This is a genomic window from Streptomyces sp. HUAS YS2 (assembly GCF_033343995.1).
Classification (GTDB): Bacteria; Actinomycetota; Actinomycetes; order Streptomycetales; family Streptomycetaceae; genus Streptomyces; species Streptomyces solicathayae.
Genome location: NZ_CP137573.1, coordinates 2,954,460 through 2,980,275, shown reverse-complemented (window position 1 = coordinate 2,980,275; position 25,816 = coordinate 2,954,460). Strand labels below are relative to the sequence as shown.

Sequence of the window (25,816 nt, the reverse complement as noted above, 5' to 3'; positions counted from 1 at the left end):
TAGCGCCTCCCTGTCGAACCGTGCTTTGGGCCCCGTACGAGCGCGCAGTGGGCCCCTGGGCCCATGTCCCCCGCGTTCCGCCGCCCGTAGGGTCGGGGTGTGTACGTCACGCTGATCGCCGTCGCCGCCCTGTGGGGTGCCGCCACCGGGCTGCTCGTGCCGCGCGCCGCGTACCGGCTCTCCGTCGAGCCGGAGGAGGGGTGGCGGAACGACTGCCCCGAGGGGCATGCGCTCATGGGCCCGGCCCGGGGCTGGCTCGGCGGGACGCGATGCCGTGTGTGCGCGGTGACCGTCCCGGCACCCCGACGCGCGACGGTGGAAGTGGGCGCGAACAAGAACCCGGCCGCCGCCGCCCTCGGGGAGACGGACACGGACACCGCCCCGGACGACACGCCCGCCACCCCGACCCGGCGCTTCCCCCTGCGCACCACCCCCGCCATCCCGCTCGTCACCGCAGCGGCCTGCGCCGCGCTCGCCGCGGCCACCGGGTTCCGGCCCGAGCTGGCGGTCTGGCTGCTCTGCGCGCCGTTCGCGGTGCTGCTGGCCACGGTCGACGCCCGGGTCCACCGGCTGCCCGACCACCTCACGCTCCCGCTGGCCCTGGCCGCGCCGCTGCTGCTCGGGGCGGCCGCGCTGGCGCCGGAGGCGGCCGGATCATTCGCGCACGCCCTGCTCGGCGGACTCGTCCTGGGCGCCGCGTACTTCCTCCTCTTCATCATCAACCCCAACGGCATGGGCTTCGGCGACGTCAAACTCGCGCTCTCGCTCGGCGTGCTGCTCGGCTGGTACGGCTGGGGGATCCTCTTCGCCGGCGCGTTCGCGGGCTTCCTGTTCGGCGGGGTGTACGGGCTCGGCCTCGTCCTGCTGCGCAAGGCGAACCGCAAGTCCGCGATCCCGTTCGGGCCGTTCATGATCGGCGGCGCGCTGCTCGGCGTGCTGTTCGGAGCCCTCGCCGCGAGCTGACGCTCCCCGGAATCACTCCCGTACCGCCCTAGCATCACGGCGTATGCGGACATTCACTGACAATCAGGACCGACAACCCGCAACCCTTCCCTCCCCGAGAAACGCGGCACGTCCGCCCCGGGTCTCCCTCCTCCCGTGGATGTGGGCCGCCGCACTCTGCACCCTCTACGCCACCGTCGCCGTACGCCGCCACGCCCTCATCCGGACGACCGGCTACGACCTCGGCATCTTCGAGCAGGCCGTCCGCGCATACGCCCAACTGAGCGCCCCCGTGGTCCCGTTGCGCGGCGAGGGCTTCAACCTGCTGGGCGATCACTTCCACCCCCTGGTCGCGGTCCTCGCCCCCTTCTACCGAATCTGGCCGTCCCCGCTCTGCCTCCTCCTCGCCCAGTCCGCGCTGCTCGCCCTCGCCGTCGTCCCGCTCGCCCGCTGGGCAGCGCGCGCGCTCGGCCGCCGCTCCGCGCACGTGATCGCAGCCGGTTACGGACTGAGCTGGGGCGTGGCGTCAGCCGCCGCCTTCGACTTCCACGAGGTCGCCCTCGCCGTCCCGCTGCTCGCCTTCGCCCTGGAGGCACTGGCCCGACGGCGCTGGAACCAGGCAGTGGCCTGTGCGGCGCCCCTGCTCCTCATCAAGGAGGACCTGGGCCTGACGCTCGCCGCAGTGGGCGGGTACATCGCGCTGAAGGGCCCCCGCAAACTGGGCCTGGTCACCATCGCCGCAGGTCTGCTCGGCTCCCTCGTCGAGATCAAACTCCTGCTCCCCGCCTTCAACCCGGGCGGCGGCTACGCACACGGCGGCAACCTGGCCGCCGGATACGGCTCCCTGCTCTCCACCCTCGCGCACGCCCCGCTCGACGTCCTGCGCCCCGACATCAAGCCGATGACCCTGGTCATGGTCTTCGCCCCGTCCGCGATGCTGGCGCTCCGCTCCCCCCTGTCCCTCATCGCGGTGCCCACCCTGACCTGGCGGATGCTGTCGGAGAACGGCTTCCACTGGGGGACGGCGTTCCACTACAGCGCGATCCTCATGCCCGTCGTCTTCGCCGGCCTGATCGACGCGCTCTCCCGCTGGCGAGGCGAGACACACCCCCTCGCCACCCGGCACGTCCGCGCCTCCCTGGCGACGGTCCTCGCCGTGACGTTCGTCCTGCTCCCGTCCTTCCCGCTGGCGCAGCTGGCCCAGCGGGCGACCTGGCGGACCACCCCGCACATCGAGGCGGCCCGCGCCCTGCTCGCCCGGATCCCGGACGGGGCGACCGTGGCCGCCTCCAACCGCCTGATCCCGCAGCTGACCTCGCGCTGCACGGTCGTGGTCTTCCCGACGTTCCCGGTCGACAGCGAGCTCTACCGCTACGACCGCAACCGCCTCCCGCCGCCCACCGCCGAGTGGATCGTGCACGACCGCGAGGCCCCGGAGGCCTGGCCGTACAAGGTCGGCCACTGGCCCTACCCGATCGAGCAGCAGGAGGCGGAACTGGCGGCAGCGGAGAAGCACGGCTACGAACGGGTCGCCCGCCGCGACGGCATCACCCTCCTCCGCCGCGCGCCCTGACCGCGGACGGGAGCGGGGGAACGTCCCACGCGGCACCGTGCACACAGACGCCCGCGCTCAGGCGTGCGCCCCCACCGAGACCGGCCCGACGGTCAACTCCGCCACCCCCTCCAGCACCTCACCCACCCGCGCGGCCTGCTCCTCGAGTTCACGCAGGCGGGGCGCGGCCAGCGGAGCCAGGGGTTCCACCGTCACCGCGACACGCTTGCCGGAGCGCCGCTGGTGCCAGACCCCCGCGACCTCGCCGTCGACGAGCAGCACCGGGAAGTTCCCGGCCTGGCCGCGCGCGAGGGCCCGCTCGTACGCTCGCCCCGGGAAGAGGCGGGCGCGCGGCTGGGAGGCGATGGCGAAGGCGTCGAAGTACGGCAGCAGCCGCACCCCGCGCACCGGTTCAGCCGGCACCTCCGTGTCGCCGGCGACCACCCAGGCCGACTCGCCCTCCAGGTCGACCTCCTCGATCCGCCCCGCGCCCGAGAGCGAGGCGAACAGCGCGCCGGCCCACCCCGCGGGCGCCGCCAGCCAGGTGGCGAAGTGCCGCGGCGTCGCGGGCCCGTACGCGTACAGGTACCGCTCCACCAGCTCCGCGAGCGCGGTCGGCCCCGCCGACGGCTGCACTCCCGGGTTCGTGTACGTGACCTTCCGCCCCCGGTTCTCCCCGAAGCACAGCACCCCGCGGTGCGCGGCCGTCGCGGTCGCCTGCCGCCATCGGGGCCACTTGTCCTGGAAGGCCTCCATGACGCGCTCGCCCGCCCACGGCCCGGTGCGCTCAACGATCGCGTCGGTGAGCTCGTCCACGGTCAGCTCCGCGCCGGTCAGCGCGTCGCCGATCGCCGCGACGACCTCGTCGGTCTGCTCGGCCGTCATCCGGACGTCCCCGGGCTGGCCGCCCGGCCCGGCGGGCAGTGCCGACAGCGCGCCCGTCCACAGCGCGAGGTCGGCGGCCGGCAGCAGATGCACGGTGCCGCGCGGTCCGAACGTCTTGATCAGCGAGCGCTCCTGCCACAGGGCCGCGCGCACGTCGGCCCGGGTCGCGCCGACGATCCGCAGCGCGAGGGACAGCTCGGCGGCCGACAGGATCTGGGCGTGCGCCCCGAGCATGGCAGCGGCCACGGTCGAAGGCGCCGAGTCGGCGGGCTCGGCGGGCCGGTCCAGGAACTGTCGGCGGATGCGCCGCGCGTCGGCCTGGTCCCAGCTGAAGAACACGGTGGAGGTCATACCCCCGACGCTAGGAGAGAACTAGGCCAGAACCTGTCCTCTCACCTCCCGGGAACTCACCCGGACCCACCCACCCCGTCAACCGGAAACACATCCCCGGGGGTCCCCCGTCGGAGGGACGGAACCCGCCGCCACGCCCGGGCGTAAACCCGCCACCGCCCCCCGGGACCCTTGTCCCGCAAGGGCTCCGAGGAATCCGTGGCACTCCGTCGGCGCCGTGTGGCACGCAGCACGACTAATGAAGGGTTATGGTGGAAACCCCCCCTCGGGCCGGTCCGTATCCCCCCACGGACCGGCCCGTTTTCTTTTCCCCGAACGCGCTCCGCCCGCGAAGGTCAGTTCCGTCCGGCCCAGATGTTGGTCCCCGCGGTGTCGACGGCGAAGGAGTCGATCTCCGTCAGCTCCTCCTCGGTCAGCGGCGCCGCCGCCAGCGCGGCGACGTTCTCCTCCAGCTGGGCCACGCTCGACGCGCCGATCAGCGCCGACGTCATCCGCTCGTCCCGCAGCACCCACGACAGCGCGAGCTGCGCCAGCGACTGGCCGCGCCGCGCGGCGATGTCGGCGAGGCCGTGGAGGCGTCGCAGCACCTCGTCGGAGAGCAGGTTCGGGTCGAGGGACTTGCCCTGCGTCGCCCGCGAGCCCTCGGGGATGCCCTTGAGGTACTTGTCGGTGAGGAGCCCCTGCGCCAGCGGCACGAAGGAGATGCAGCCCATGCCGGCCGCCTCCAGGGTGTCGAGCAGCGCGTCCTCCTCCGTCCAGCGGTTGATCATCGAGTACGACGGCTGGTGGATCAGCGGCCGGACACCCATGTCGGTCAGGATCCGCGCGGCCTCGGCGGTCTGCTCGCTGTTGTACGAGGAGACGCCGACGTACAGCGCCTTGCCCTGATGGACGGCGGAGGCGAGCGCCCCCATCGTCTCCTCCAGCGGGGTGTGCGGGTCGAAGCGGTGCGAGTAGAAGATGTCGACGTAGTCGAGGCCCATCCGCTGCAGCGAGGCGTCGAGCGACGACATCAGGTACTTGCGGGAGCCCCACTCGCCGTACGGCCCGGGGTGCATCAGGTAGCCGGCCTTCGTCGAGACGAGGATCTCGTCCCGGTACGGCGCGAAGTCCTGCGCGAAGAGCTTGCCGAAGTTGAGCTCGGCCGAGCCGGGCGGCGGCCCGTAGTTGTTGGCGAGGTCGAAGTGGGTGACGCCGAGGTCGAAGGCGCGGCGGAGGATCGCGCGCTGCGAGTCGAGCGTGCGGTCGTCGCCGAAGTTGTGCCACAGGCCCAGCGAGACGGCGGGCAGCTTGAGCCCGCTGCGGCCGCTCCGGCGGTACTCCATGGTGTCGTAGCGGTCCGCGGCGGCGCGGTAGAGGGGGGAATCAGTCACGTATCTCTCCTTATCACGGACTTGTGACAGTCCCGGGCTGGGAGCCGGTTACCCGTCCGCAGTAATGTGGCGGCTTCGGGGGCCGCCGCAGATGGAGGGGTAAGGAACAGTGAACCTGCGCGACCTGGTGTACGGGCTCTATGCGCGCCGGGTGGAAGGCCGACTCGATCACGCCCAGGTGCCGAAGCACATCGGCGTCATCCTCGACGGCAACCGGCGCTGGGCCAAGGCCTCCGGTGGCACCCCCGAACAGGGCCACAAGGCCGGCGCGGACAAGATCCAGGAGCTGCTCGGCTGGTGTGCCGAGACGGACGTCGAGGTCGTCACGCTGTGGATGCTCTCCACCGACAACCTGAACCGGCCCGAGGAGCAGCTGGTCCCGCTGCTCGGCATCATCGAGAACGCGGTGCGCGCGCTCGCCTCGGACGGCCGCTGGCGGGTGAACCACGTGGGCACGATGGACCTGCTGCCCGCCCGCACGCAGTCGGTGCTGAAGGAGGCCGAGCAGGCCACCGTGGGCAACACCGGGATACTCGTGAACGTCGCGGTGGGCTACGGGGGCCGACAGGAGATCGCGGACGCGGTCCGCTCGCTGCTCCTGGAGCACGCGGAGAAGGGGACGAGCTTCGAGGAGCTGGCCGAGGTCCTCGACATCGACCACATCGCGGAGCACCTCTACACCCGCGGCCAGCCGGACCCGGACCTGGTGATCCGTACCAGCGGCGAGCAGCGGCTGTCCGGCTTCATGCTGTGGCAGAGCGCCCATTCCGAGTACTACTTCTGCGAGGTGCACTGGCCGGCCTTCCGCAAGGTCGACTTCCTGCGGGCGCTGCGCGACTACGCCGCCCGGCACCGCCGCTACGGCACCTGAGCCAGGCGCGCCCCGGGCGCGCCTCGGTCACCCCTCGTTCACGAACACGCCGTCATATGCCATGGCATGGCTGAGGTTGTTCGAGGGAATACCACTTCCAGAGTGAGCGGCACGGAGACCGCTCGCCCGGGAGGCCCTTTGCACCAGGACGACCGTGCAGGACGTGTACGGACGACGCGGAGGGCCGGTGCTCGGCCCACGCATCGTGGCCAGAGCCCGGCCCCAACCACCCGCGATCATGCGTCCCAATAAAGGGGGGTCTGTCCTTCCGTGGTGACCAGCACAAAGCGCCGCATGCCCGACCGGCGCACCTACGTTCTCGACACCAGCGTCCTGCTGGCCGACCCCAAGGCGATGGCCCGGTTCGAGGAGCACGAGGTCGTGCTCCCGATCGTCGTGGTCACCGAGTTGGAGGCCAAGAGGCATCACCCCGAGCTCGGCTACTTCGCCCGGCAGGCGCTGCGCCTGCTGGACGACTTCCGGGTCCGGTACGGACGCCTCGACGCCCCGCTTCCCATCGGGGACCTGGGCGGGACGCTGCGGGTCGAGCTGAACCATTCCGACCCCGGCGTGCTCCCGGCCGGCTACCGGTTGGGGGACAACGACTCGCGGATCCTTGCGGTCGCGCGCAACCTCCAGGCCGAGGGGTACGACGTCACGGTCGTCTCCAAGGACCTGCCGCTCCGCATCAAGGCCTCCTCGGTCGGCCTGCTGGCCGAGGAGTACCGGGCGGAGCTCGCCATCACGGACTCCGGCTGGACCGGAATGTCCGAACTGGCACTCTCCGCGGACCAGGTGGACATCCTCTACGGCGAGGAGACGCTGTACGTCCCGGAGGCCGCCGAGCTGCCGGTGCACACCGGCCTGGTGCTCCAGTCGGAGCGCGGCAAGGCGCTCGGCCGGGTCACGGCCGAGGGCAACGTCCGACTGGTGCGCGGGGACCGGGAGGCCTTCGGGATCCGGGGCCGCAGCGCCGAGCAGCGGATCGCGCTGGACCTGCTGCTCGATCCGGACGTCGGCATCGTCTCGATGGGCGGCAGGGCCGGTACCGGCAAGTCGGCGCTGGCGCTCTGCGCCGGCCTGGAGGCGGTGCTCGAACGGCGCCAGCACCAGAAGGTGATGGTCTTCCGGCCGCTGTACGCGGTGGGCGGGCAGGAGCTGGGCTATCTGCCGGGCACCGAGGCCGAGAAGATGAGCCCCTGGGCGCAGGCGGTGTTCGACACGCTGTCGGCGGTGGCGAGCCGTGACGTGATCGAGGAGGTGCTGGGCCGCGGGATGCTGGAGGTCCTGCCGCTCACCCACATCCGCGGCCGTTCGCTGCACGACGCGTTCGTGATCGTCGACGAGGCGCAGTCGCTCGAACGGAACGTGCTGCTGACCGTGTTGTCCCGGATCGGGTCGAATTCCCGTGTCGTGCTGACGCACGACGTGGCCCAGCGGGACAACCTCCGGGTCGGCCGGTACGACGGAGTCGTCGCCGTGGTCGAGAAGCTGAAGGGCCATCCGCTCTTCGCGCACGTCACGCTCACCCGTTCCGAGCGTTCGCAGATCGCCGCGCTCGTGACCGAGATGCTGGAGGACGGACACATCTGACGGGGTACATCCCTAATGTCCCCCATGTACCGGACCCCAATGTCCCGAAAGGGATCGGGATCGTCCTGAAAGGGAGTTGGCGCCGCCCGGCGAAGCGCAGGAGCTTAGCCGGGCGGCGCCGCGCTGTCTGCGGATCGGTCAAAACTCCTGTGACTGCCGAGGTGTGAGCTTTCCCACGTAACCGGGAATTGCCTTGCGGCATCGGCTTCCGGCAGAGTCTTGCTTCCGTCAGGCCCCGCATACGGCACACGTGCATCCTCAGGGATGCTCAGCACCACACAACTCCAGACTTGTCCGCCGTATGCCGCCCACAGCACCACGGGCCCGTGTCTTTTGTGACCGAGTAGTTCGAAGACCAGCGCCAGGGGCACGATTTCGCCCACGAGGTCACCTGTGTGGGCGATGCTGGAAGGAAACCCCTTGAGCCGGATCTCGGTCCGGGGATTCGCGGTGGCTTCGGCCACTGCGGTCACCACTGTCGGCGCCGTCGTCGGCGTTGCCGCGGGCAATACGCAGGCCGCTGACGACAACTTCGAGGCCACCGCGGCCGACACCACGCTGCTCGCGGACATTCCCGTCGGCGAGCAGGCCCAGGTACAGGTGTCGTCGCTGTCGCAGCAGGCGGACGCCCAGGCCGCCGCCGCCGACTCGACCGCGCGCAAGGCCGCGGAGGAGTCCGCCCGCATCCAGGCCGCCAAGGACGCCGAGGCCAAGAAGAAGGCGGCCGACAAGGCGGAGCAGGAGCGCAAGGACAAGGAGCTGCGCGCCAACCGCGCCTCCGTGCGCGACGCGTCGGACTTCGCCGCGCAGGGCTCGTACTCCATCTCCGAGGTCAAGGCGATGGCCCGCCAGATGATCCCGGCGGACCAGTTCCAGTGCTTCAGCAACATTGTGGACCACGAGTCCGGCTGGAACTACCGGGCCACCAACCCGTCCTCGGGCGCGTACGGTCTCATGCAGGCGCTGCCGGGCTCGAAGATGGTCTCGGCCGGCGCCGACTGGCGGACCAACCCGGCCACCCAGATCAAGTGGGGCCTCAGCTACATGGAGGGGCGCTACGACAGCCCCTGTGGCGCCTGGTCCTTCTGGCAGGCCAACCACTGGTACTAGGCCGCCGGTAGCCACGCTCAACCTCGCGCAGCCCCTCGCCGTCCTTCGGTGAGGGGCTGCGTGCGTGTAGGTTCGGGGCCGGTCCGTAAGCGGGCTCCCGAGGGGAGTGGCGGGGGAAGAGGGAAGAAGATGTCGAGACTGCCGGGCTGGCTCAACGGGTTGGGCGATGCGCTGCACCGGATGGGCGAACGCCTGGACGCGCGCAGGGCGGCGGCCGAGCGGGACGATCAGCTCTCCCCTCCCTACCTCGCGCCGGACGCGAACCACACCTCCTCCTCCGGGGCCTCGACCGCCGGGAACGGCTCCGCGGAACCCGCGGGCGCCGGCACCGACAAGAGCGCGCCCGGGGACGCAGGCCCGCAGCCGGCCGGAGCCGCGGCGAAGTCCGGCGATTCGGTGCCCGCGCCGCCCGCGTACGCGCCGGCCGTCGCCGCGCGCCCCGACCCCGTCGTCGCCCTCCCGTGGGGCATCCGGGTCGCAGCCGAGGCCGGCTGGCGGCTGCTCGTCCTCGCGGGCACGCTGTGGGTGCTGATGAAGGTGATCAGCACCATCGAGCTCGTGGTGCTGGCCTTCGTCGCGGCGCTGCTCATCACCGCCGTGCTCCAGCCCACCGTGACCCGGCTGCGCCGCGTCGGGCTGCCGCACGGCTTGGCCACCGCCGTCACGGCCGTCACGGGCTTCGTGCTCATGGGGCTGATGGGCTGGTTCGTGGTCTGGCAGGTGATGGACAACATCGACAACCTGTCCGACCGGGTCCGGGACGGCATCGAGGAACTCAAGCGCTGGCTGCTCGACAGCCCGTTCCACGTGACCGAGCAGCAGATCAACGACATCGCCAAGAACCTCAGCGACACCATCGGCGCCAACACCGAGCAGATCACCTCCGCCGGACTCCAGGGCGTGACCGTGGTCGTCGAGGCGCTGACCGGGATACTGCTCGCGATGTTCTGCACGCTCTTCCTTCTGTACGACGGGAAGAAGGTCTGGCAGTGGACGCTGAAGCTGGTGCCGGCCCAGGCCAGGCCGGGTGTCGCGGGCGCGGGGCCGCGGGCCTGGCGGACCCTCACCGCGTACGTGCGCGGCACGGTTCTGGTGGCGCTCATCGACGCGATCTTCATCGGCGTCGGCATCTACTTCCTCGGCGTGCCGCTGGCGGTGCCGCTCGCCGTGTTCATCTTCCTGTTCGCGTTCATCCCGCTCGTCGGCGCGGTGGTGTCCGGGGCGCTGGCCGTGGTCGTCGCGCTGGTCACCAACGGGGTGTTCACCGCGCTGATGGTGCTCGTGGTGGTCCTCGCGGTGCAGCAGATCGAGGGCCATGTGCTGCAGCCGTTCATCCTCGGCCGCGCGGTCCGGGTCCATCCGCTCGCGGTCGTCCTCGCGGTGGCGTGCGGCGGTCTGATCGCCGGCATCGGCGGTGCGGTGGTCGCGGTGCCGCTGGTCGCGGTCACCAACACGGTGGTCGGCTACCTCCGCGCGTACTCGCACGAACAGGCGCTGCGGGCCTCGCCGGAACCGCGCGGCGCGACGGCGCACGGGGTCGCCTTCACGGCCGCGCCGGGGACCGTGAGTCGGGACGACTGAGCCGGGAACGAGACAAGGGCCCCGGGGACATGATGTCCCCGGGGCCCTTCGTCACGTACGGCCCGCTACTCGGAGATGACCGCTTCCGCGTCGAGCACCGTGCCGACCGCCTGGATCACCGAGGCGATCTTGAACGCCTCCTGGATCGTCTCGCGGTCCACGCCCGCCTTGCGGAGCACCTGCTCGTGCGAGTCGAGGCACTGGCCGCAGCCGTTGATCGCCGAGACGGCCAGCGACCACAGCTCGAAGTCGATCTTCTCGACGCCCGGGTTGCCGATGACGTTCATCCGCAGACCGGCGCGCAGCGTCCCGTACTCCGGGTCCGACAGCAGGTGCCGGGTCCGGTAGAAGACGTTGTTCATCGCCATGATCGCGGCGGCGGACTTGGCGGCCTGGTACGCCTCGGGCTTGAGGTTGGCCTTGGCCTCAGGCTCGAGCTCCGCGAGGACCTTCGGCGAGCGCGCGGCGATGGCGCAGGACAGGACGGTGCCCCACAGCTGCTGCTGGGTGAGCGCGTCGTTGTTGCCGATGACCGAACCGAGGTTCAGCTTCAGGTCCTTGGCGTAGTCCGGTATCGCGGACTTCAGCTCATCGAGGGCCATGCTCACTCACCGGCCAGGAGCTTGCCGGCGTCGAGGGTGTCCTCGCCCTTGTTCCAGTTGCACGGGCACAGCTCGTCGGTCTGCAGGGCGTCCAGGACCCGCAGGACCTCCTTGGGGTTACGGCCGACGGAGCCCGCGGTCACCATGGTGAACTGGATCTCGTTGTTCGGGTCCACGATGAAGACGGCGCGCTGCGCGAAGCCGTCCTCGCCCTGGACGCCGCAGTCGCGCATGAGCTCGTGCTTCGAGTCGGCGAGCATCGGGAAGGGCAGGTCACGCAGGTCGGCGTGGTCCTTGCGCCAGGCGTGGTGGACGAACTCGGAGTCGCCGGAGACGCCGAGGATCTGGGCGTCGCGGTCCGCGAACTCGTCGTTCAGCTTGCCGAAGGCGGCGATCTCGGTCGGGCAGACGAAGGTGAAGTCCTTCGGCCAGAAGAACACCACGCGCCACTTGCCCTCGTAGGACTTGTGGTCGATCTGCGCGAACTCCTTGCCGCTCTCCAGCGACACGCAGGCGGTCAGGTCGTAGGTGGGGAACTTGTCACCGACAGTGAGCACGCGCTCTCCTTGCAGAGTCGGAAGGATCCCTTTTGGGGGCTTCCGTGAGGGGTTGGACGTCTCACATACTGGCACGGGGTGCATTGATCAGTGAAATAGCTAGACTCGGTCGGGTTGATCGAAGGTGGTTATCAGTGGTTCCCGTCCGGCGCGTGAAGCAGCCCAGCCTGTCCCAGCTCAGAGCCTTTGCGGCGGTCGCGGAGCACCTCCACTTCCGGGACGCCGCAGCGGCGATCGGGATGAGCCAGCCGGCGCTCTCGGGCGCGGTTTCGGCTCTCGAAGAGGCACTCGGTGTCCAGCTCCTCGAGCGTACGACGCGCAAGGTGCTGCTCTCGCCCGCGGGGGAGCGGCTCGCGGCGCGGGCCGGTGCGGTGCTCGACGCGGTGGGCGAGCTGATGGAGGAGGCGGAGGCCGCGCAGGCCCCGTTCACCGGGGTGCTGCGGCTCGGGGTGATCCCGACGGTCGCGCCGTACCTGCTGCCGACCGTGCTGCGCCTGGTCCACACCCGCTACCCGGAGCTGGATCTCCAGGTCCACGAGGAGCAGACCTCGTCCCTCCTGGAGGGGCTGGCCGCCGGGCGGCTCGACCTGCTGCTGCTCGCGGTGCCTCTCGGGGTACCCGGGGTCACCGAAGTGCCGCTGTTCGACGAGGACTTCGTCCTGGTCGCGCCCGACGCGCACCCGCTGGCCGGGCGTACCGACATCCCGCGCGAGGCCCTCAGGCAACTCGACCTGCTGCTGCTCGACGAGGGGCACTGCCTGCGCGACCAGGCCCTCGACATCTGCCGCGAGGCCGGCCGCACCGAGGGAGCCCCGGTCACCACGACCGCGGCGGGCCTGTCGACGCTGGTCCAGCTGGTCGCCGGCGGCCTCGGCGTGACGCTGCTGCCGCGCACCGCCGTGAAGGTGGAGACGGCCCGCAACTCGGCGCTGCTCACCGGGGACTTCGCCGCCCCGGCCCCGTCCCGCCGGATCGCGCTTGCGATGCGCACGGGAGCGGCCCGCCAGTCCGAGTTCGAGGAACTGGCGGGCGCGCTCCGCGGCGCGATGAAGCGCCTCCCGGTCCGGATCGCGACCCCGGAAGCCGCTCCGGCTACTCCGTCCTGAGTCCGTCGGCGCGCATCAGGCGCCACAGCAGCGGCATGCTGAGCAGCGTGACCGCGGCGATCAGCGCGGCCCCGACCCCGGTCACCGGCAGGAAGGCCCACCAGTCGTGGACCCGCTGGCCGGTCGTCCTCAACAGGACGACCCCGAGGCCGAGTCCGCCCGCGACGGCGAGGGTCAGACCGAGGACGATCGGCACCGCCGTCTGCCACAGCACCGACCAGCCCAGAGTGGAGCGCCGGGTGCCGAAGGCGACCAGCGAGGACAGCAGTCGTCTGCGGTCCCTGAGCTGCTCCAGGGTCGACACCAGGAGCGAGGCCGCCACCAGCAGCATCGTCAGGGTGGAGCCGATCAGGATGCCGGTGCGCACGCTGCTGAACTGGTCGCTCTGCTGCGTGTTCTGGAGCGAGTGGACCCAGGAGGTCGGGTCGATGGCCGCCGCCGCGTTCCGTACGTGGTCGGCGGCGTCCGGCACGGACGGGTCGAGCCGGAGCATCGTCTCCGCGTCGGGCTCCTCGAGCAGGCCGGCGTCGATCGCCGACGGGGTGGCGAGGATCCCGTACTCGTACATGCCCGTCGGGGCGGGGCGGGAGTCGACCAGCCGGGCGGTGGCGGGGATGTGCCACCGGGGTGCAGGACCGCTCGCGGGGGCGCGCCGGCCGTCGGCGGGGGCGGAGGGGTCGCGCAGGACGACCGTGGCGCCGGGGCGCGCGGTGCGGGTGACGAGGGTGTCGTCCGGTGCGCCCTGCTCGCCGTGCGCGAGGAAGACGAACACGTCGCCGTCGCGGCAGGAGGGCAGGGTCGCGAACTCTCCGAGGGAGGCGCAGTCGCCGACCCTGATCGAGGTGAACGAGGGGGCCTCCTCGCCCTGCGGCGGAGGTCCGGGCCGGTACGCGTGCGACCTGATCACGCTGATCGCGCCGCTGACGCCCTTCGTCCGCTCCAGGCGGGTGAGCATCGTGCGGGCCTCGTCGCCGGACTTCGCGTCGACCGAGATCGCGAGCTGCGCGCGGGACGAGTCCTCGCCCGTGAGCTCCGTGAAGTCGGTCTCCATCGCCTGGAAGAGCATCTGGAGCGCGATCGCCCCGGTCGCCGCGACGACGATGCCGCTGACGGCGCGGGCCGCGGTTCCGCTGCTCAACTGGAGCCTGCGGACGGCGAGCTGCCAGGCCACCGGGCCGCCGTGCAGCCGCTTCACCCCGGCCTCGACGAGCCAGGGCAGCAGGGTGGTGAGGCCGATCAGGAACAGCGTCGTCGCGGTCACGATCCAGGCGGTGTCGACGCTCGTCTCGGTCACCCGCACCCGGCCGACGAGTGGGACGAGCAGCGCCACGCCGATCGCGAGGATCAGCAGCCGCCACCACAGCCTGCGGCGGCGCGGCGTGGCGGTCCGGACCACCCCGAGCGGCTCGATCGCCACCCCGCGCAGCGCGAACAGGGTGACCACGACCGAGGCGGCCGGGACCGCGACGAGGACGAGCGCGGCGAGCGCGGGCATCGGCACGACGTCGGACGGGTAGGCGTTGACGTCCCAGAGGGTGAAGGACCCGGAGAACTGCCGGGCCACGGCGAAGATCCCGAGGCCCACGAGCAGCCCGAGCAGGGCGCCCACCAGGGATTCGCCGGCGGCGATCCGGCGGGTCGCCGCGGTGTCCGCGCCGACGAGCCGGAGCGCCGCGAGGCGCCGGTCGCGCTGCTCGCCGCCGAAGCGGACGGCGGCCGCGACGAAGATGAGCACCGGCAGGAGCAGGACGACACAGGCGACGACGACGAGCAGGAGCAGGAAGGCGTTCAGCGGCTCCTCGGGTACCGACCAGCCGTAGCGCGTGCCGCGCCCGTCGTAGGTGTCGGTGGTGAGGAAGTCGACGTGGGCGACGTAGCGCAGTTCGGCCGGGCCGATGAGTCCGGCCGGCCCGATCGTGCCGACGATCTTGTAGGGGAGCCGCTCGGCGAGCAGCGCGCCCTCGGGGGAGTCGAGCAGTTCGCGCAGCGCGGGGGAGACCAGCATCTCGCCGCTCGCCGGGAACCGCGCGGCGCCGGGAGGCAGCGGCGGGGCGTCGCCCTCCGGGCGCAGCAGGAGGCCGGTGACGACGACGTCGCGGTACTCGGTGGTCTGCCCGAGGTGGAGAAAGGAGTCGGGCCGGGGGGAGGTGACCTGCTCGCTGCCGTCGACGGAGCGCTCCGACTCCCGCACCTCCCGCTCGAAGAGCATGTTCGGCAGGGAGGCGGCGAGCAGCAGCAGGGCCACGCCGAAGCCGACGCCGGTCGCGGTCAGGAGGGTGCGGAGGAGGCCGGAGGGGCCTCCGGCGGCGGCGAACCGGGCGCCGAGGGCCAGGTCGCGGGCCCAGACGCGGAGGTTCATGCCGCCCACTCCGTGTCCCGGACCCGGCCGTCGCGGACGACGACCTCGCGGTCGGAGTAGGCCGCGACCCGAGGCTCGTGGGTGACGAGGACGACCGCGGCGCCGGTGTCCCGGGCGGCCTCGGTGAGCAGCCGCATGACCCGCTCGCCGTTGAGGGAGTCCAGCGCGCCGGTCGGCTCGTCGGCGAACAGCACGCGCGGGGCGGTGACGAGGGCGCGGGCGACCGCGACGCGCTGGCCCTGGCCGCCGGATATCTCACCGGGGCGCTTCCTCGCGATGTCCCCGACCTCCAGGCGGTCCAGCCACTCGGTGGCCCGGGCCTCGGCGGCCTTGCGCCGCTCGCCGTTCAGACGCAGCGGCAGGGCCACGTTCTCCACGCAGGTCAGCTCGGGGACGAGCTGGCCGAACTGGAAGACGAAGCCGAAGTCGGTACGGCGCAGGGCGCTGCGCGCGGCGTCCGACAGGGCGGTCAGCTCCCGCCCGTCGTAAAGGATCGTCCCCGCGTCGGGGCGGACGATCCCGGCCAGGCAGTGCAGCAGCGTGGACTTGCCGGAGCCGGAGGGGCCCATGACGGCGACGACCTCGCCGGCCCGGATCGCGAAGTCCGCGCCGGCGAGGGCGGGCGTGGGCCCGTACGCCTTGTCGAGCCCGGTGGCGCGCAGGAGGGGTGCGGCGGTCACCGGCGGACCTCCGCTGCGAGCGCGTCGAGCCGGGCCGCGGTGAGTTCCAGCCAGCGGAGATCGGCTTCGAGGTGGAACAGGGCGTGGTCGCAGATGAGCTGGTCGGCGAGGTCGCCGGCCTGCTTGCGCCGGGTGAGCTCGCGCATCAGCCGCAGATGCTCGGCCCGCTGGGCGTCGAGCAGCTCAGCCGCGCCGCGGCCGGTGAGCAGGGCGAGGACGACCTTGGTGTACAGCACGGACTGGAGGTACGGCTCCGGCTTCTCCGGCTGCCTCAGCCACTGCTCGACGTCGGTGATCCCGGCCTCGGTGATGGCGTACCGCTTGCGCTCGGGGCCCTCGCCGGGCTCGATCGCCTCGACCTCGACGAGGCCGTTCTTCAGGAGCCGGGACATGGTCGAGTAGACCTGCCCGTAGTGCAGCGGCCGGTCGTGGCCGAATCTCTCGTCGAACGCGCGCTTGAGGTCGTAGCCGTGGCGGGGGCCGGATTCGAGGAGCCCGAGAAGGGTGTGACCGATGGACATGAGCGTCACTCTACACGGAGTGTATACGCGGCGTGTATAGCTGCCCGTCCCGGGGCGCTCGACGGCTCGAACGGGTGATGTGCCGGGCGCCGGGCGCAACCCTTCGGGCGTTCCGCGCGTCGGTTCCCACAGGAGTGGGTGCTGATTCTCACGTCCGGAAAAGACCGGATCGGTTGCCCTTTGTCATAGGTGGCGGTGTTAGCTTCTTCAGCTGATCCCGATCCTGAATCCGAAGCGGACCTACGACACGACGAGCGGAGCAACGAAGCGATGGGCCGAGCCAACACGCGACGGGCGGCGTCGCAGGGCGGCGGCGGCATACGCCGTCTCTTCACCTGGCGGAAGCTGCTGGGCACCTTCCTCGTGGCCTGCCTGCTGGGGATGGGCGCCCTGTACGCGATCTACCTGATGGTCCCGGTCCCGGCGAACGCCAACGCCGAGGCGACCATGCAGAGCAACGTGTACAAGTACAGCAACGGCAAGGTCCTCGCCCGGGACGGCAAGGTCAACCGGGAGATCGTGGGTCTGGAGAAGATCCCGCTGCCGGTCCAGCGCGCCTTCGTCGCCGCGGAGAACAAGAGCTTCTACAAGGACAACGGCGTCGACATCAAGGGCACCACCCGCGCCGCGCTCACCACGCTCACCGGCAAGGGCAAGCAGGGCGGTTCGACGATCACCCAGCAGTACGTCAAGAACTACTACCTGGACCAGAGCCAGACCGTCACCCGCAAGCTCAAGGAACTGGTCATCGCCCTCAAGGTCGACCAGCGCATGACCAAGAACGAGATCCTCGCGGGGTACATCAACACCAGCTACTACGGTCGCAACGCCTACGGCATCCAGGCCGCCGCCCAGGCGTACTACGGCGTGGACGCCGAGAAGCTGACCGTCGCCCAGGGCGCGTACCTCGCCTCGGTGCTCCAGGCCCCCAGCCAGTACGACTGGACCTCCGCCACCGAGACCGGCCGCCGCCTCGTGCAGGAGCGCTGGAACTACACCCTGAACAACATGGTCGAGGAGGGCTGGCTCCCCGCCGAGGAGCGCGCCGCGCTGACCTTCCCGGTCCCCAAGGCCCCCAAGGCCGCCCCCGGGATGGAGGGCCAGACCGGCTACATCGTCGAGGCCGCCAACGCGGAGCTGATCCGCCAGGGCGTCAACGAGGAGGACCTGAAGGCCGGCGGCTGGACGATCACCCTCAACATCGACGAGAAGAAGCAGAAGTCTCTGGTCAAGGCCGTCGACCAGCAGCTCGAGGACAAGATCGACCGCAAGGGCGACAAGAGCCAGGCGGTCGTCCAGGCCGGTGCGACCTCCGTCGACCCGAAGACCGGCGCGGTCGTCGCCCTGTACGGCGGCGTCGGCGCCACCGAGCACTGGATGTCGAACGCCACCCGCCGCGACTACCAGCCCGCCTCGACCTTCAAGCCGATCGTCCTCGCCTCCGCCCTGGAGAACGGCGCCGAGACCCAGGACGGCCGCAAGATCGGCCTGGGCACCGTCTACGACGGCACCAGCAAGCGGCCCGTCGAGGGCAGCGACGAGCGGTTCGCCCCGGAGAACGAGGACGACCGGGACCACGGCATGGTGAACGTGCAGACGGCCACCAACAAGTCCATCAACTCGGTCTACGCCCAGATGATCGTGGACGTCGGCATGGGCAACGTGAAGAAGACCGCCCTCGACCTCGGTATGAAGGACGGCAAGGACTTCGGCGAGCACCCGGCGATGTCGCTCGGCACCATGGGCGCCTCCACCTGGGACATGGCGGGCGTCTACGCGACGCTCGACAACCACGGCAAGAAGGTCACCCCGTCCATCGTGAAGTCGGCCACGCACAAGGACCGCCAGGTGCAGCCGGTGAAGTCGGGCGGCGAGCAGGTGGTCAGCCGCGAGACGGCCGACACCGTCACGAAGGCGATGACCGGCGTGGTCAAGTCCGGCTCCGGCTTCCGCGCCGCCGGCGACTACGACGCCGCGGGCAAGACCGGCACCTCGGAGAACAACCGCTCCGCCTGGTTCGTCGGTTACACCCCCGAACTGGTCACCGCGGTCGGCCTGTTCGGCGAGAAGCCGGACGGCACCGGCCAGGTCACCCTGACCGACACCATCAACGAGGGCCGCGCCAACGGCGGGCGGACGCCCGCGCTGATCTGGAACGCCTACACCACCAAGGCGCTGGGCGGCGGCTCCGACGAGCGGTTCGACCTGGAGCTCGGGGACAACGCGGTCGTCGAGCCGGTCCCGACCCGGTCCGAGACCTCCGAGAGCCCGGACCCGACCCCGCCGGCCGAGACGGAGACCCCGGACCCGACGCCGCCCGCGGACACGGAGAGCCCGGCCCCGCCGCCGCCGTCCGACCCGTCCACGCAGGACCCGGACCCGCTGCCCACCCGCACCCGGACCGGCCGGCCGACGGGGCCGACGAGCCCGCCGGACCCGGGCGACGAGGTGGTCTCGGACACCATCCCGTAGCGACGGCCCGGGAACGACCGACGAAGAAGGGCCGCGGCCCGGACCCCTCTCAGGGTCCGGGCCGCAGCCCTTGTCGTGTGCGGCGTGTGCGGCGCCGGACGCTCAGCGCGTCGGCAGCTCGAACCAGACCACCTTGCCGCCGGACAGCCGCGTCGCGCCCCACCGCCGGGCCAGCCGGTTCACCAGGAACAGCCCGCGGCCGCCCTCGTCGGTGTCCCGGGCCCTGCGCTGCCGCGGCAGCTGCGGCGAGTCGTCGCCGACCTCGCAGCGCAGCACGTTCGTCCGCAGCAGCCGCAGCGTCACGGGCCGCTCCGCGTACCGGACCGCGTTCGTGACGACCTCGCTGACCAGCAGCTCGACCGAGTCCGTCAGCTCCTCCAGGTCCCAGCGGGCCAGCGCCCGCCGGGCCAGCCGGCGGGCCCGGCCCGGGGCCGCGTCCTCCGGCTCCAGGAACCAGTACGCGACATCGCTCGGCGCGATCCCGTCGAACCGGGCGGCGAGCAGCGCGATGTCGTCGTCCCGGTCGCCCGGGCCGAGCATGTCGAGCACGTCGTCGCAGAGCGCCTCCAGCGGCGGCGAGTGGTCCGGCCCGGTCAGCTGCGCGGTCGCGGCGAGCCGCTCGCGCAGCTGCTCGATGCCGGTCCAGACGTCGCGCAGCCGGGACTCCACGAGGCCGTCGGTGTAGAGCAGCAGCGTCGCCCCGGCGGGGGCGTCCAGCTCGACCGCCTCGAAGTCCACCCCGCCCACGCCGATCGGCGCGCCCGGCGGGACGCGGAGCACCTCGGCCCGGCCGCCGAGGTGGAGCAGTATCGGCGGCGGGTGACCGGCGTTGGCGATGGTGATGCGGTGCGAGACCGGGTCGTACACCGCGTACATGCAGGTCGCCATGCGGTCCTGACCGAGCCGCTGGGCCTGCTCGTCGAGGTGGTGCAGCACCTCCTGCGGCGGCAGGTCGAGCCCGGCCAGGGTCTGCGCGGTGGTGCGCAGCTGGCCCATGATCGCGGCGGAGGTCATGGAGTGGCCCATGACGTCGCCGACGACGAGCGCGACCCGGCTGCCGGGCAGCGGGATCGCGTCGTACCAGTCGCCGCCGACCCGGGCCGTCTCGGCGGCCGGCAGGTAGCGGGAGGCCAGCCGGACACCGGTCGGCTGGGGCAGCGAGTCCGGCAGCATCGTGCGCTGGAGCTCGTCCGCGATGTACGCCTCGCGCCCGTACAGCACCGCCTTGTCGATGCCGAGCGCGGTGTGCGTCGCCAGCTGGGCGGCGACGAGCAGGTCGTTCGGCTCGAACGCCGGCCGCTCGGGGCGGCGCAGGAACACCGCGGCGCCGATGACGCGCCGACGGCCGCGCAGCGGCGCCAGGATCGCCCGGTGGCCGGGCGGCAGCGGGTGGTCGGGGCCGAGCAGTTCGGGCAGCGCCGCGAGGGCCGCCGCGGAGTCGCCGAACACCGGCCGCACCCCGCGCAGCACTTCGGCGAGCGCGCCGCCGGAGCGGACCTCGCACAGTTCGGCGGCCGGGGTGGGGTCGGGATCGGGGACCAGTACGGCGTCCTCGCCGTCGCCTTCGGTTAAACGGAGCCGGTCGGTACGGCGCAGCCGCAGCACGAACGGCGCGACCGGCCGCTCGTCGCCCACGGGCAGGGGATCGCGCAGGTAGACCAGGATCGCGTCGGAGAACGTGGGCACGGTGGCCCGGCACAGCCCGAGCACGATCTCGTCGAGGTCTATGCCGCGGGCGACGCGCCGCGTGGCGGCCCCCACGAACCGCAGCCGGTCGCCCTCGCGGCGCGCGGGTTCGGCGCCGGAGCCCGCGGAGCCGTTCCCGCCCGGACGCCCGGGCCCGTCGCCCCCGGCGGAGCCCGCGGAGCCGCCCGGAGCGGTGCCGCCGGGGCCGTCGTCGCCCGCCCGCTGTGCCGGCGCGGAGCTGCCCTTGGGCGCGGCCCTCCCCGCGTCCGCCGCCCGTCCGCCGCGGCCGGACGGCCGCGCCGCCGCCTCGGCGGCCCTGGCGTCCGGCGCGTTCCGGTCTCCGGTGTCGGTCCGCCGGACGGCCCGGGTGGCGTCGCCCGCCGCGTCGGTCCGCGCGTGCGCGTCCGCGGGTTCGCCCGGGCCCGCCGGGGCCGGGGTCCGGCCCTTGGCCGGTGTCTCGTCGGGGGTGCGCCGGCCCCGCCGGGGCGGCTTCGCCGCCGCCTCGGCGGCCCGGACGTCCGTCTCGGACCGGTCCGTGCCGGGCTGAGCGGGCAGCGCCGTACCGGAGCCGCCCTTGCGGGCCGGCTTGCGGCGGCGGGACGGCTTCGCGGCGGCACGGTCCTGGCCGCCCGGCCGCGGCTGCTCGCCCTGCCGCCCCGGCTCGACCCCGCGCGGCGACGGCGCGGCGTCGGGCAGCACGCCGTGATCGCCCGGCGCCGGGACCGCCGGGGCGTCGGGGCGCGGCCGGGTGCGTTCCTGCGGGCGGTCAGCCAGGGGCTGGCGGCCTTCGTGGGAGGTGGGATGCTCCGTCACGCGTGGGATTCCGTCCGTCCGGGCCGGTTGTGCGATGCCATCGCTCTGTCAGCCGATGCCGCGCCGTCACCGGGGCTAAACCCCGGACGGGACGTCGATGCGAACACGGAATCGGCAGGGGTACGCACACCCGGGCACACGTCCGGCACGCTCTCCCCCTCTTGAATGACTTACGGTCAGGTCCTGCGCTGTACTCACTGGTTGATGCGTCACGGCCTTGCGGAGGACGATCCTACGTTTGCACCCCGGGGGCGCATCAAGGGTCTCACGGTGCCGTGTGCGCCGGGGTGCGGTCCCAGTCCGCCGGAAGATCCGGAACCGTCCAGGCCGGATCCGGCCGCCAGTCCTCCCAGCCGTCCGAGAACGGCGCCCCCCACGCGCCGATCAGCTCGACGGCCGCGGCGCCGGCCCGCCGTACCCGCTCGGCCTGCGCGGCGCCCATCAGCCCGCACCGCTGTGCCTGCGCGAACTCGTCCTCGTCGCGCCAGAACCAGCTGCGGTCGGGGTACACGGAGATGTCCAGGAAGTGGTCCTCGGAGTCGACCCCGCCGGACCACCGGGTCCGGGGCTCCTCCAGGTTCACGTACCAGCTGCGGAACCGCCAGCCCCGCTCCCAGAACAGCCACACCGACCACGGCTCGTCGGGCCGCGCCAGCTTCAGCACCCCCGTGCCGTGCCAGTGCGCGCGGGTCGTCGTGCGCGGGGCGGTGTACCGGGTCGCCAGCGGCTCCTCGTGGACGGGCGTGCCGTCGGTGAGCACCGGCTTGACGCACTCGGTGCCCGGCGCCATCCAGACCGCGAGCAGCTCGGCGGTGTCCTGCACGACGGTCACCGGCCGACAGATGTGCACGTCACCGGAGCCGATGCCGCGGTAGCGCCAGAGGATGCGGTCCCCCGGCGCCCAGTGCGCGCTGTGCTGCGAAGCTGCCGATGCTGTCATGCGCAGATCTTAGGTGGGCCGCGCGGGGGCCGCTGCGGCGAACGTCACGGATGCGTCATGCGCAGCACGTCCAGCGCCTCGTCCAACTGCTCGACGGTGAGGTCCCCCCGCTCGACGTAGCCGGAGTCCAGGACCACCTCGCGGATCGTCCGCCGCTCCGCCAGCGACTTCTTGGCGACCTTCGCCGCCTCCTCGTAGCCGATGTACTTGTTGAGCGGCGTGACGACGGACGGCGAGGACTCCGCGTACTCCCGGGCCCGTTCCACGTTCGCGGTGATCCCGTCGACGGTGCGGTCGGCGAGCAGCCGCGAGGCGTTGGCCAGCAGCCGGACCGACTCCAGCAGGTTCTTCGCGATCACCGGCAGCATCACGTTGAGCTCGAAGTTCCCGGCCGCGCCGGCCACCGCCACCGTGGTGTCGTTCCCGGTCACCTGCGCGGCAACCATCAGGACCGCCTCGGGGATCACCGGGTTGACCTTGCCGGGCATGATCGACGAGCCCGGCTGGAGGTCGGGGAGATTGATCTCGGCCAGTCCGGTACGCGGTCCGGAGGCCATCCACCGCAGGTCGTTGGAGATCTTGGTGAGGCCGACGGCGATGGTGCGGAGCTGCCCGGACGTCTCCACCAGGCCGTCCCGCGCGCCCTGCGCCTCGAAGTGGTCGCGGGCCTCGGTCAGCGGCAGCCCGGTCGCCCGGGCCACCTCGGCGATCACGGCCGCGGAGAAGCCGGGCGGGGTGTTGATGCCGGTCCCCACCGCCGTACCGCCGAGGGGGAGTTCGGCGAGCCGGGGCAGCGAGGCGCGCAGCCGCTCGATGCCGTACCTGACCTGGGCGGCGTACCCGCCGAACTCCTGGCCGAGGGTGACCGGGGTGGCGTCCATGAGGTGCGTGCGGCCGGATTTCACCACGTCCGCGAATTCGGCCGATTTCCGCTCCAGGGAGGCGGCCAAACGATCGAGCGCGGGGATCAGATCGCCGGTGACGGCGGCGGTCGCCGCGATGTGGATGGAGGAGGGGAAGACGTCGTTGGACGACTGCGAGGCGTTGACGTGGTCGTTGGGGTGCACGTCCGTGCCCTCGGGGAGGCGCTCGGTCGCGAGGGTCGCGAGCACCTCGTTGGTGTTCATGTTGGACGAGGTCCCCGAGCCCGTCTGGAACACGTCGACCGGGAACTGGTCGTCCCAGCGGCCCTCCGCGACCTCGGCGGCGGCCTCCTGGATCGCTCCGGCCACGTCCGCGCCGATCACTCCCAGCTCGGCGTTGACCTTGGCCGCCGCCGCCTTGATCCTGGCCAGCGCCTCGATGTGGGCCCGCTCCAGGCGCTGCCCGGAGACCGGGAAGTTCTCCACCGCCCGCTGCGTCTGGGCCCGCCACTTGGCACGCGCGGGGACGCGGACCTCGCCCATGGAGTCGTGCTCGATCCGGAACTCTTCGCCGCCGGTCATCTCGTCCCACCTCTCACTGCGCCGTCCCGGGGATCATGATCTCCCCCAAAAACATGAGCAGTTGTCTTGTTGCGTGTATTCCCATCGCGCGTACCGGCCAGTAAAAACCGTGGGTAACCCCACATCCAGGAGGCGCAATGAGGCGCACCAGGTACAGACTCCGATGGGCGATCGCGGCCTCCGCCGCGGCCGCCGCCACCCTCGGATCCATGACGGCCGCGGCCCCCGCCGGCGCGGCCGAGACCGCACCCCGCACCACCGCTTCCGTACCGCTCTCACCCGAACTGGAGGCGATCCGGGCCGCCGAGGCCACCAAGATCTACGGCAGCCCCGAGGAACGGCCGCTCACCCAGCGCAAGACCGGCCTGATCTCGCTCGGCGACAGCGAGATCTCCGGCGAGGGCGTCGGCACGTACGAATCGCCGACCAACGGCCCCACCAACTGGTGCCACCGCTCGCCCGAGGCCGCCATCCACCGCACCGGAATCCCCGCGGACCTCACGTTCAACGTGTCCTGCTCCGGCGCGTACACCGGCAACATCAAGATCGGCGGCGCCAAGCAGTACGCCGACGAGCTGGTCCAGAGCGACAGCCTCGCCATCAAGGCCCGCAACACCAAGATCAAGATGGTGCTGCTGGTCGCCGGCGCCAACGACGACCTGCAGTTCGGCCCGGTCATGACCGACTGCGTCCAGCGCTTCCTGCTCTCCCAGGGCCCCTGCGAGCCCAAGTACGCCCCCGGCTGGCAGGCCCGCGTCGACGCCCTCGTCCCCAAGGTCGAGGCGAGCGTGCGCGACCTGCGCACCGTGATGCGCGACGCCGGGTACGCGGACACCGACTACAAGCTCGTGCTCATGGGTTACCCCAGCCCGATCGGCCCGGACTTCTACGACAACCCGAACTTCCCCGGGAAGCTCGTCTGCGGCGGCATGGGCTACGACTCCGACACCGTCTGGGGCCGCAACACCGCCGTCCCGGCGTTCGAGCGGGGCATGCGCCGGATCGCCCAGTCCACCGGGGCGACCTTCCTCGACAACTCGCGGCTGTTCCACGGCCACGAGGTCTGCATGGAGGACCCCTGGGCCCGGGGCCTGTACATCGACCTCTCCAAGCCCGGCACGCCGGACGAGAACTCGGTCCGGCAGTCCTTCCACCCGAACGCGCGGGGCCACGCGGCCTTCGCGTCCTGCCTGACCCAGATCTACAACTCGGGTCTGCGTGAGGCGGGTTGCGCGGACGTCAACTCGACCGGGACACCGACCCTGTTCCCGGTCGCCTGGGACGACGCGTACCGGCCGCTGAAGAACGAGGCGACCGCCAACTGCGTGGACCTCGACGGCTCCAAGAGCGCCAACGGCACGAAGGTGCTCGGTTGGGACTGCCACGGCGGCCGCAACCAGACGTGGTGGTACGACACGGCGCGTCAGACGATCCACACCGGGCTCACCCAGGACCGGTGCCTGGACGTGCCCAACACCTCGTACCCGGCGGGCACGGCGCTGCTCGTCTGGAACTGCCACGGGCTCGCCCACCAGAAGTTCACGAAGGTCGGCGCGACGATCCGTCCGGCGGCGGCGACGGGCATGTGCCTGACGCAGTCGGCGGCGCGGGAGCCGATCCGGATCCAGACCTGCAACGGCTCGGCGAACCAGAGATTCGCGTAGCAGCGGAAGCAGGAGAGGCAAGCGCGGAGGGGCCCGGCCACCGGGGGGTGGCCGGGCCCCTTGCGCGTGCGTCAGGACAGCTTGCCGTCGTAGTCCGGCAGCTTGAAGGCCCGCTCGGCGTGCCCGCCGACGATGTCGGTGGTGTTGTTGCCGATGTTCGCGATGATCGTGTAGCCCTTGGCCTCGATCTCCGCGCGCTTCGCCGTCTTGTACGTGCTGACCTCGGCGAACAGGTCGGGCAGCGACCGCACGTACAGACCGTCGACCGGGTAGCCGGCCTGCTTGAGGTTCCAGTCGGTGAGGGAGTAGATGATCCCCGGCCGGGCGGTCACGAAGAAGACCGCGACCCCGCGCTCGTGCGCGTCGGCGACCAGCGCACGCACCTCGGGGATGGCCGGCGTCGGCAGCTCCCAGAACGGGTGGAAGTCCGTCTCCAGCGAGGAGTTGTCGATGTCGAGCACGATCGCCTGCTTCTCGCGCCCGGCGTTCTCGGACCGCTTCTCGATGTACGGCCGCGCCTCGTCGACCACGGTCGCCACGTCGTGCCGCCAGGTCGTGTAGTCGACGTGCTTGATCGCAGCGGTGGACGTGTGGTGGCTGTCAGGATCGGCCGCGGAGGCCGCGGGGGCGACGCCGACGACGAGGACGGCCGTGAGGCCGAGCGTGGCGGCGGTGTTCTTGGCGGAGGGCATGGGGGCTCCCGAGTGGTCTAC

General features: G+C 71.9%; 20 protein-coding genes. 9 read left to right on the top strand and 11 right to left on the bottom strand.

Annotation, left to right across the window (positions count from 1 at the left end):
• The first annotated feature begins 99 nt into the window (after window positions 1-99).
• Window positions 100-963, top strand: a complete 864-nt coding sequence (locus tag R2D22_RS13375; RefSeq protein ID WP_318103360.1) for a prepilin peptidase — start codon at window positions 100-102, stop codon at window positions 961-963.
• Window positions 964-1,102: 139 nt separating this feature from the next.
• Window positions 1,103-2,515, top strand: a complete 1,413-nt coding sequence (locus tag R2D22_RS13370; protein WP_318103359.1) for a DUF2079 domain-containing protein — start codon at window positions 1,103-1,105, stop codon at window positions 2,513-2,515.
• A gap of 57 nt (window positions 2,516-2,572) precedes the next feature.
• Here R2D22_RS13370 and R2D22_RS13365 read toward each other — a convergent pair whose 3' ends face one another.
• Window positions 2,573-3,730 (bottom strand): winged helix DNA-binding domain-containing protein, encoded by a 1,158-nt coding sequence (locus R2D22_RS13365; RefSeq protein ID WP_318103358.1) that lies wholly within the window; start codon window positions 3,728-3,730, stop codon window positions 2,573-2,575.
• A gap of 335 nt (window positions 3,731-4,065) precedes the next feature.
• Entirely contained in the window at window positions 4,066-5,103 is a 1,038-nt protein-coding gene (gene mgrA / locus R2D22_RS13360) for an L-glyceraldehyde 3-phosphate reductase (RefSeq protein ID WP_318103357.1), read from the bottom strand.
• A 109-nt stretch (window positions 5,104-5,212) separates the two neighbouring features.
• On the opposite strand from mgrA, the gene R2D22_RS13355 reads away from it, so the two are divergent.
• The 4 genes from R2D22_RS13355 to R2D22_RS13340 all read left to right on the top strand — a co-directional run bounded on the left by R2D22_RS13355 (window position 5,213) and on the right by R2D22_RS13340 (window position 10,258).
• Complete coding sequence (locus R2D22_RS13355) at window positions 5,213-5,974, top strand: isoprenyl transferase (RefSeq protein ID WP_318103356.1); 762 nt, start codon at window positions 5,213-5,215, stop codon at window positions 5,972-5,974.
• A 270-nt stretch (window positions 5,975-6,244) separates the two neighbouring features.
• A complete protein-coding gene (locus tag R2D22_RS13350; protein WP_318103355.1) occupies window positions 6,245-7,567 on the top strand; it encodes a PhoH family protein in 1,323 nt (440 codons plus the stop codon).
• Between the two features lie 420 nt (window positions 7,568-7,987).
• Window positions 7,988-8,677, top strand: coding sequence for an aggregation-promoting factor C-terminal-like domain-containing protein (locus R2D22_RS13345; RefSeq protein WP_411977016.1), 690 nt, complete (start codon window positions 7,988-7,990; stop codon window positions 8,675-8,677).
• 129 nt (window positions 8,678-8,806) lie between these two features.
• Complete coding sequence (locus R2D22_RS13340) at window positions 8,807-10,258, top strand: AI-2E family transporter (RefSeq protein ID WP_318103352.1); 1,452 nt, start codon at window positions 8,807-8,809, stop codon at window positions 10,256-10,258.
• A 65-nt stretch (window positions 10,259-10,323) separates the two neighbouring features.
• Here the strand turns inward: R2D22_RS13340 and R2D22_RS13335 are convergent, their stop codons facing one another.
• Window positions 10,324-10,860, bottom strand: a complete 537-nt coding sequence (locus tag R2D22_RS13335; RefSeq protein WP_318103351.1) for an alkyl hydroperoxide reductase — start codon at window positions 10,858-10,860, stop codon at window positions 10,324-10,326.
• A gap of 2 nt (window positions 10,861-10,862) precedes the next feature.
• Entirely contained in the window at window positions 10,863-11,417 is a 555-nt protein-coding gene (locus tag R2D22_RS13330; RefSeq protein ID WP_318103350.1) for a peroxiredoxin, read from the bottom strand.
• Window positions 11,418-11,569: 152 nt separating this feature from the next.
• Here R2D22_RS13330 and R2D22_RS13325 point away from each other — a divergent pair, with 152 nt between their 5' ends.
• Entirely contained in the window at window positions 11,570-12,523 is a 954-nt protein-coding gene (locus tag R2D22_RS13325; RefSeq protein WP_318103349.1) for a hydrogen peroxide-inducible genes activator, read from the top strand.
• On the opposite strand, the gene R2D22_RS13320 is transcribed toward R2D22_RS13325, so the two are convergent.
• Genes R2D22_RS13320 through R2D22_RS13310 form a run of 3 tightly spaced genes read right to left on the bottom strand, consistent with a single transcriptional unit; the run spans window position 12,510 to window position 16,083 of the window.
• A complete protein-coding gene (locus tag R2D22_RS13320) occupies window positions 12,510-14,882 on the bottom strand; it encodes an FtsX-like permease family protein (protein ID WP_362733615.1) in 2,373 nt (790 codons plus the stop codon). The two genes, R2D22_RS13325 and R2D22_RS13320, sit on opposite strands and share 14 nt — an antisense overlap.
• A complete protein-coding gene (locus R2D22_RS13315) occupies window positions 14,879-15,562 on the bottom strand; it encodes an ABC transporter ATP-binding protein (protein ID WP_318103348.1) in 684 nt (227 codons plus the stop codon). Before R2D22_RS13315 ends, R2D22_RS13320 begins: the two co-directional genes overlap by 4 nt.
• Window positions 15,559-16,083, bottom strand: coding sequence for a PadR family transcriptional regulator (locus R2D22_RS13310; protein ID WP_318103347.1), 525 nt, complete (start codon window positions 16,081-16,083; stop codon window positions 15,559-15,561). The genes R2D22_RS13315 and R2D22_RS13310 overlap by 4 nt, the downstream gene beginning before the upstream one ends.
• Window positions 16,084-16,353: 270 nt before the next feature.
• On the opposite strand from R2D22_RS13310, the gene R2D22_RS13305 reads away from it, so the two are divergent.
• A complete protein-coding gene (locus R2D22_RS13305) occupies window positions 16,354-18,555 on the top strand; it encodes a transglycosylase domain-containing protein (RefSeq protein WP_318103346.1) in 2,202 nt (733 codons plus the stop codon).
• Between the two features lie 102 nt (window positions 18,556-18,657).
• On the opposite strand, the gene R2D22_RS13300 is transcribed toward R2D22_RS13305, so the two are convergent.
• The 3 genes from R2D22_RS13300 to R2D22_RS13290 form a co-directional block, all read right to left on the bottom strand.
• Window positions 18,658-20,796 (bottom strand): SpoIIE family protein phosphatase, encoded by a 2,139-nt coding sequence (locus R2D22_RS13300; RefSeq protein WP_411977135.1) that lies wholly within the window; start codon window positions 20,794-20,796, stop codon window positions 18,658-18,660.
• A gap of 523 nt (window positions 20,797-21,319) precedes the next feature.
• Window positions 21,320-21,994: a cytidylyl-2-hydroxypropylphosphonate hydrolase gene (gene fomD / locus R2D22_RS13295; protein WP_318103344.1), complete on the bottom strand. Its 675-nt coding sequence runs from the start codon at window positions 21,992-21,994 to the stop codon at window positions 21,320-21,322.
• Window positions 21,995-22,038: 44 nt separating this feature from the next.
• Window positions 22,039-23,439: a class II fumarate hydratase gene (locus tag R2D22_RS13290; RefSeq protein WP_318103343.1), complete on the bottom strand. Its 1,401-nt coding sequence runs from the start codon at window positions 23,437-23,439 to the stop codon at window positions 22,039-22,041.
• Between the two features lie 137 nt (window positions 23,440-23,576).
• On the opposite strand from R2D22_RS13290, the gene R2D22_RS13285 reads away from it, so the two are divergent.
• Window positions 23,577-25,103 carry a ricin-type beta-trefoil lectin domain protein gene (locus R2D22_RS13285; protein WP_318103342.1) on the top strand — a complete coding sequence of 509 codons (1,527 nt, stop codon included), beginning with the start codon at window positions 23,577-23,579 and terminating at the stop codon, window positions 25,101-25,103.
• A gap of 71 nt (window positions 25,104-25,174) precedes the next feature.
• Here the strand turns inward: R2D22_RS13285 and R2D22_RS13280 are convergent, their stop codons facing one another.
• Window positions 25,175-25,795 (bottom strand): HAD family acid phosphatase, encoded by a 621-nt coding sequence (locus R2D22_RS13280; RefSeq protein ID WP_318103341.1) that lies wholly within the window; start codon window positions 25,793-25,795, stop codon window positions 25,175-25,177.
• Window positions 25,796-25,816: the final 21 nt, after the last annotated feature.